Source organism: Occallatibacter sp., assembly GCF_049802275.1.
Taxonomy (GTDB): Bacteria; Acidobacteriota; Terriglobia; order Terriglobales; family Acidobacteriaceae; genus Telmatobacter.
Genome location: NZ_JBARMD010000758.1, coordinates 1 through 6,402 on the forward strand (window position 1 = coordinate 1; position 6,402 = coordinate 6,402).

Annotated in this window: 4 protein-coding genes and 1 tRNA gene; all 5 read left to right on the forward strand. The window is 57.1% G+C overall.

Annotation, left to right across the window (positions count from 1 at the left end):
- Nucleotides 1–2,050: ABC transporter permease (locus WA354_RS25405; RefSeq protein WP_472815827.1), on the forward strand; the 2,050-nt coding region annotated here is incomplete at its 5' end.
- Nucleotides 2,051–2,293: 243 nt separating this feature from the next.
- Nucleotides 2,294–2,367 (forward strand) — tRNA-Gln (locus WA354_RS25410).
- A 262-nt stretch (nt 2,368–2,629) separates the two neighbouring features.
- A complete protein-coding gene (locus tag WA354_RS25415; RefSeq protein ID WP_472815828.1) occupies nt 2,630–3,853 on the forward strand; it encodes a tyrosine-type recombinase/integrase in 1,224 nt (407 codons plus the stop codon).
- A 15-nt stretch (nt 3,854–3,868) separates the two neighbouring features.
- The gene (locus tag WA354_RS25420; protein WP_472815829.1) at nt 3,869–4,837 is read left to right on the forward strand and encodes a S41 family peptidase; all 969 of its coding nucleotides are present in this window, start codon (nt 3,869–3,871) and stop codon (nt 4,835–4,837) included.
- Between the two features lie 504 nt (nt 4,838–5,341).
- A protein-coding gene (locus tag WA354_RS25425; protein WP_472815830.1) for an IS3 family transposase occupies nt 5,342–6,402 on the forward strand; the annotation gives its coding sequence in 2 pieces (ribosomal slippage) (nt 5,342–5,570 and nt 5,570–6,402; 1,062 coding nt annotated over the 2 pieces). This gene is flagged as partial in the annotation.

A 6,402-nucleotide genomic window follows, 5' to 3' on the forward strand; every position in this document is an offset into this window, starting at 1 on the left:
TTTCAGAATTGCGGCCGTCCTTTCGCAGGAGCCCGACCGAATCTCGGCAGGTGCGGGAATGGGTCCGCGCGTGATGGTGTCCCGCGCGTCCCTGGAAGACACGGGGCTGCTGGCGCCAGGGAGCCGCGCCGCGCAACGCATGCTGCTGAAGCTGCCGCCAACAGCGGACGATACGGCGGTGCGCAAGCAGGTGGAAGCAATTTTGCCTGACGCCCAGGTGATGGACTTCAAGGAAGGGAATCCAGCGCTCAGCCAGGGCCTCGACAATGCCACCGCGATCCTCAGCCTCATCTGTCTCGTTGCCATGGTGCTGGGAGCAATCGGCGTTGCTATGGCCATGCATGCACACCTCGAGCAACGAATGGACATGCTTGCCATTCTCAAAGCCGTCGGGGCACGTTCTTCCGACCTGTTACGGATATTTCTTTTGCAGACATTGGCACTTGGATTTCTCGGAGCATTGATTGGCGTCATGGGCGGAGCAGCTGTTATGGAAGCGCTGCCCGCCGTCTTCGGAAAGCTCCTGCCAGTGCACACCGTCATGCATTTTCCGTGGCGCGCGGTGGCCGCGGGTCTGGGCACGGGGTTGCTCACGACTTTGCTGTTCTGTCTTCCACCATTGCTCGATGTGCGCACAGTAAGGCCCATCCTGGTTTTGCGCCGGTTGGTTGAACAAGGGCCCAGCACGGTCCGCGAGTGGTTTGCGCAATGGTGGTCGCGCCGATTGCAACTGGGAATCGCCGCGCTCGTCGTTGTTGCGTTGGGCGCGATTGCCTGGGCGCTGTCCGATTCCGTGAAGGTCGGCGGCTGGTTCGCGCTCTTGTTCACGATTGCTCTCTTGGTGCTTCTTATCCTGGCAGCGGTTGCGCTCCGGGTTCTGCGCTTCGCGCTCAATCGCGTCAGGCTGCACCTGCCATCCTTTTTACGCCACGGCCTCGCAAATCTGTATCGTCCCGGCAATCAATCGGCAGCAGTGCTTGCTTCACTGGGCACTGGCGTTATGTTGATTCTCGCGGTCTACTTGATGCAGAGCACCTTGTTGCGCGACATACGCGAGACTGCATCCCCGAAATTGCCAAACGTCTTTCTCATCGATGTCACGCCGGACGAAGTCGATGGAGTGAAGGCTTTTTTCCAGCATCAGCCTGGCATCACTCAACCACTCGATCTTCTCGCCGGTGTGCAAGGCCGCTTCGTCTCTCTCAACGGCAAAACGCTCGACGAAATGAAAGAGCAGCACTTTCCGCGGAGGATGCTGGAGAATGCCGAACTGAGCTGGGCCGATGCCCCGCCGGCCGGTGACAAAGTGACGCAGGGCAAATGGTGGAACAACGCCAACGTCGCGGAGATTGCGATCGGTGAGGGGACCGCGCAGCGGCTCCATCTCAGCGTTGGCTCTTCAGTGGAGATCGCGATCGGCGGACGCGTCCGCGCCTTGAAGGTCGCAGCTCTGTACAAACCTGACGGACAGCACCTGGCCGCGCGCATCTCATTCATGCTCCCGTCCGGGCAGCTGAAAGACGAGCAGGCGACCTGGTATGGCGGCGCACATGTAGACCCCAAGCAAGTCGCCGCAATGGAACGCGCGCTTTTCGCTGCCTATCCGACAGTAACGGTAATAAACATCGCCGACGTTCTCGATCGGATTGAAAGTGTCGTCGACCAGATCACTTTTGTTGTGCGATTCCTCGCCGGTTTTTCAATTCTTGCCGGCCTCATGATCCTCGCGTCCAGTATCGCAAGCGCGCGCTTTCGCCGTATGCGCGAAGCCGTCGTTTTGAAAACGCTCGGAGCGACGCGCATGCGCATAGTGCGTACATTCAGTGTCGAGTTCAGCGTACTGGGTTTGCTGGCCGGTTCGGTTGGCGTGGTATTTGCCAATATTCTTACGCGTGTACTGCTGCGCAAGCTTGAGGTCAGCTTCCACATTGATTGGTTCGCGACGGCTGTAGCGCTGGTTGGAACAGCCATCCTCGCCACCGGGACGGGCTGGATCGCAAGCTTCCGCATTCTCGGACTTCGTCCGCTCGAAGTATTACGAGAAGAATAGGACGTTCGGTCCGTGGATGGCTTGCCTTCCATACCTGGCGAATGCCCCCCTGAATTCTCGAACAGAAGCCCTTCCCCGGGTGCCGATTTCAGTTGGCCCTGGCCTTTTCGTACTGATTTGCGCCAGCCGACAGGGGTTTGACCGCTTAAAAATTTGTCCGTATGATGAAAGGGCTGGCTTTCAGCGTCGGACACCCAAGTCTGGCCGAACCAGCAAGGCTGCAAGATAGCCATCCGCGCTTGTTGCCCCCTCGTTCAATGGTAGGACAGCTGCCTCTGGAGCAGCCTATCGGGGTTCGAATCCCTGGGGGGCAGCCACGAACTCTTATACTTATCCTCACTTCCTCTACCTTTCTCGACATGGCTCTACTTCGGTCTAACTATATAAACACATAGAATCAATTGTTTACATTAATTCATTGTCTCTCCACATGCCCGTTCTCACGTAAGCTCCCTGCCTTTAGCCACGTCCCAACCGTCACATATTTGTGAGCACTTTGGGTGTACTATCCAGAAAGTGCTCACACTGAGCCTGTGAGCACGCGAACGGCAGGAAAAAGTGCTCACTGGGAAGGGAACGATGAAAACGGAGACGGAACTGTCCAACCTCAAGTGCCTAAAGGCCACTCCGAAGGCCAAACCATATAGGATCGCCGATCGTGGAGGGCTGGCCTTACTCGTCACTCCAGAAGGGGGAAAGTTGTGGCGTTGGAGGTATCGCTTTAATGGCATACCCCGCCAGATGGCCTTTGGTACGTATCCCGAGGTACCACTTGTCGATGTTCGAGCGCTGCATGCGCAAGCGAGGCAATTGCTGGCCAGCGGCACCGATCCGATGGCCGTTCGGAAGGGAATCAAGGAGAAGGCCAAAGTCAGAATTGAGCAGCCGAAGGAAAAGACTGTTGAGTACCTGATTCGCGAGTGGTTTAAGTGGTGGAAGACGGACAAGAATGATAAGTACGCCTCGAACGTCGAGGCCCGGCTGGAGTCCGACATTATCGACAAGATCGGTGCCAAGCTTCCTGCGGAGATCACACGCATGGAGCTGGTCAAGTTGACCCAGGATGTCGATGCGCGGGGCGCCCGCGATATCGCACGCCGCAATCTCCAGATCGTCAGGCAAATCTACGAGTGGGGAACTGACAACGGGCTGCTGGACCAGAACACAATGAACCCCGCAGCTGGAATCAAGCCCGACAAGATATTGAGCCGCGTTGTGGAGGAGCACTTCGCAAGCGTTCCACTTTCTGAGGTTCCGGAGTTGCTCCGCAAGATGCGCGACTACGATGGCACTGCGCTGACGCGCATTGCCATGGAGTTGTTGAGTCTCACCTACCTTCGCACCGGGGAGTTGATCGGTGGTTTGTGGCCAGAGATCGACTGGCAGGAGAAAGTCTGGCGCGTTCCTAAGGAGCGGATGAAGATGAAGCGGCCACATATCGTTCCTCTGTCCACGCAATCCATCGCTCTGTTGGAACGTCTGCGTGGCATCACCGGAGCCAGCGGCAGGTTGTTCCCCTCTGCGATCGATGACAACGGCTTTATGAGCAATAACACGATTCTGAAGGCGTTGGAGCGGATGGGGTACAAAGGTCGCATGACAGGCCATGGCTGGCGGTCAATCGCTTCGACCTACCTTCATGAAAAGGGCTTTGAGCATGAGCACATCGAGTTGCAACTCGCTCACGCAAAGGAAGACAAGGTGTCAGGTGCATACAACTACGCGAAGTATTTGGAACCACGCGCAGTGATGATGCAAGCGTGGGCTGATGCACTTGATCAATTTAGGGGGCTGCCTTTTTGATCGAACCAGGGCACAATGCATCCCGGAGGAGCCGCTGCGAATGCCGGCATTCAATCGGGAGACATCCTCCTCGGTGTCAATGGGAAGGACTTGAAGCCACCCGAGCATCCGACCTTCCCAATGGGCGAACAGGGTCAGATCGAAGTTGTCGATGCACAAGATCGGCGTGTCAAGCGCACGGTAGATGTAGCGCGGCCAAAAGGAAAGAAGCTCCATTTCATCGAACCAAGACTTCTGGACGCCCGCCCACTTGAGGATGGAATTGGCTACCTGAAGGTGACGATGTTTCCGGACATGGTGGGAGTCAAAGTCGCAAACGAGATCTCGAAGGCCATTGCGACGCTTGGCTCAATCGACGAGCTGATCGTCGACCTGCGTGGCAACACCGGCGGAGGGCTTGGCGCGCTTCGCCTAATGAGTTTTCTAACACCTGGCAATAATCCGGTTGGTTTCGCGCTCGATCGTCGGCGGGTGAAAAAGAATCTCGAAACGGAAAGGTTAAAATTCCCGCGATTCGGCCGTATTCCGACATCTTCCAAGAGATCGTGGTTGCTGGCCCTTCAATTTGGGCCCTCGATGATCGCGAAGAAGCCGATCGTTCTTCAGACCGAAGGGCTCGGTACGCGATCGTTCCATGGCCGAGTGATCCTGCTCGTGGACCGGCACACCGCAAGTACAGCTGAGATGATTGTTGCCTTCGCTCGAGAAAATGGACTTGCGAAAATCGTTGGCGAACGAACGGCCGGTCGCCTGCTTTCGGCTACATCAGTGAAGGTGGGCAATGGCTTTCGACTTGCTCTCCCTACAGGGGCCTATTACACGTGGCAAGGATCCGTTCTCGAAGGCACTCCAATCGAGCCGGACCACCAAATCGACTTCGACTGGCGCGAAAGTCGCGTTGGCCGCGACCGTCAATTGGAACGAGCAGTTCAATTGGCAAGGACGGAGTTCGGGTCAAAACGTGCCAACAAAGAGAAGGGTTAATGCGGCCTGGCTGCTTGGGCTATCAGTACCGGGTCCAATCTTCAAGTGGGTGGTAGAGAATCGAATGCGAATCCCTATCGGTCAGGAAATCTCTGTATGATTTCCAGGCCATGATTTCGAGAGGCACCAGCATCAAAGCCAAGGCGACGGTCATCGGCGGTTATCGGTCTCGGCCTTGATGCCGTACTTGATCACAAATCGCCAGCATTCCTGATCTGAGCGATCGGTCTGCCGTTGCAACCGGCGTACAAGCTGGGCGAGCTTGGGTCCCGAAAGTACTCTGGCTTGTTCAGCCAGCGCGAGTGCCTCCGAGCCCCAATGCGGGGGAAGTCCTGGTAGCGGACGTGCGGATGCCATATGCACCTCGATGAGGGGGAGCGTGCAAGGGCGAAAAGCCCTCTACATATAAGGGCTGTTTGAGCTGCATCCTTCCCTTTAGTCCAGCAGAAGTGAGAGTTCTCCGATAAATTGGGTTCCACAGAGCCCCTTGGAGGAGGACTTCAGATGCGGAAGAGCCGGTACACGGAAGAGCAGATTGTAGGGATATTAAAGGAGTCAGAGGCGGGCCTTGAGACAGCGGAGCTGTGTCGCAAGCATGGGATTAGCGACAAGACGTTCTACCGCTGGAAGGCGAAGTACGGTGGTCTGGAAGTGAGCGAGGCGCAGCGGCTTCGTCAACTGGAAGAAGAGAACCGCAAGCTCAAGCAGCTGGTAGCCGAACAGGCGTTGGACATCGTCGGATTCAAGGCGGTGCTATCAAAAAAGTGGTAAGCCCACAGGCCAGGCGAGAAGCCGTCGCGGTATTTCGGACTGCGACGGACTGTTCGGAACGGCATGCCTGTGGGCAGCTGGAAGTGTTGCGAGCTATGTTGCGCTACCGTCGGCGGGAGACGCGCTTTGCCGAAGCCAACGGTCGTTTGCGCGTTCGCTTGCGGGAGTTGGCAGAAGATCGCCGCCGCTGGGGCTATCGCCGGCTACATGTTCTGTTGCAGCGGGAAGGCTGGACGGTGAACAGCAAACGGGTCTACCGGATCTACGTGGAAGAGAAGCTGATGGTGCGCAGACGCAAGCGGAGACGTCGGATCTGCGCCAAGGCGCGCGTGTTGTTGGCAGCCCCAATTAGGAAGAACGAGACATGGACGATGGATTTCCTGCAGGATGCGTTGGCCTCCGGCCGCAAGCTACGCACGCTGTCGATTGAGGATGCGTATACGCGGGAGATGTTGGCGATCGAAGTCGACACCTCGTTGCCGGCACTGCGCGTAGTACGAGTGTTGGACAGACTCCGGCAACATCGAGGCATGCCAGTACGGATTGTCATTGATAACGGCACGGAGTTCACCTCGAAGGCTCTGGACCAGTGGGCATATGAGAACAAGGTCACCCTGCACTTCATCACACCAGGACGGCCGATGGAGAACGGCTACATCGAAAGCTTCCATGGTAAGTTCCGCGAGGAGTGCCTCAACGAACACTGGTTCCTCACTCTGGACGATGCGCGGGAGACCATCGAGAGCTGGCGGATCGATTACAACCGGGTGCGCCCGCACAGCGCTTTGGGCTAC

Coding starts and splice junctions, on each gene's coding strand:
- WA354_RS25415 (WP_472815828.1), top strand. CDS start 2,630: ATGAAAACGGAGACGGAACTGTCCAACCTCAAGTGCCTAAAGGCCACT.
- WA354_RS25420 (WP_472815829.1), top strand. CDS start 3,869: ATGCATCCCGGAGGAGCCGCTGCGAATGCCGGCATTCAATCGGGAGAC.